The sequence below is a fragment of the Phocaeicola faecium genome, from assembly GCF_014837055.1.
GTDB classification, from domain to species: Bacteria; Bacteroidota; Bacteroidia; order Bacteroidales; family Bacteroidaceae; genus Phocaeicola; species Phocaeicola gallinarum.
The window spans coordinates 1-1,008 of sequence record NZ_JACSPQ010000045.1 but is presented as its reverse complement, the minus strand read 5'-3'; the positions used below and the strand labels follow the sequence as shown (position 1 = coordinate 1,008).

Below are 1,008 nucleotides of genomic sequence, written 5' to 3'. Positions count from 1 at the left end.
GCGCGCTGAAGGTCACGTTGCTGGACGGCACCGAATACGACTTCGGCGGCGAATGGAAGACCATCAGCATGTACGAGTCGCTCTCCGAGGCCCTCGGCGAGGAGATCATCCCGAACGGCGGCCCGGACGCCCCCGGCACCAGCGTGGAGCATCTGGGCGCGATCGCCGACAAGCTCGGCGTGGAGCGCGACGACGTGGAGAACCACGGCAAGCTCGTCGAGCACCTGTGGGAGCACTTCTACGAGGACAAGCTCTACGAGCCGGTGTTCGTACGCGACTTCCCGGTCGAGACCTCGCCGCTGGTCAAGTCGCACCGCACCAAGCCCGGCGTGGTGGAGAAGTGGGATCTGTACGTGCGCGGCTTCGAGCTGGCCACCGGCTACTCCGAGCTCAACGATCCGGTCGTGCAGCGCGAACGCTTCGTGGCCCAGGCCAAGGACGCGCTCGCCGGCGACGCCGAGGCGATGGACATCGACGAGGACTTCCTTGAGGCCCTGGGCGTGGGCATGCCGCCGGCCGGCGGCATGGGCATGGGCATCGACCGTCTGCTCATCGCCCTGACCGGTGCCACGATCCGCGAGACCATCACCTTCCCGCTGGTCAAGCCGCTCAACCTGCAGTAGGAACGGCGGGAATCGCGGCCGCATCGCCGTGATGGTGCTCTCAACCCCCGCGGTTGCGCCATAGACATTGATTCGGGCCTTCCCATCCCATGCGGACGGGAAGGCCTTGTTGTTGATTAGGTCCCTTGTCATGGACTCATTCGCGCCGCAAGTCGTCGGTCACGTGCCGGCCGTCGGCACGGGTCGCAGGGCCCCGACGCCGGCGATATCCATCCTCTGCGAGACCATGGCGGTATGGGAATCGCAATCTGGTTGAAGGGGATGCGGCCGCAGACGTTGCCGGCCAGTGTGGCGTCGGTGGTCATCGGCGCGGCCGCGGCATGGACTTCCATCCGACAGCTCGGCGTATGCGCACTGACCTACCCCGCGCCGGAATCCTGCGCAA

The 1,008-nt window shown here is 66.6% G+C and carries 1 protein-coding gene; it reads left to right on the top strand.

Annotated elements, in window-relative coordinates:
- The coding region (locus H9626_RS15775; RefSeq protein ID WP_497801159.1) for an amino acid--tRNA ligase-related protein at nucleotides 1–623 on the top strand (623 nt) is incomplete at its 5' end.
- Nucleotides 624–1,008 lie beyond the last annotated feature (385 nt).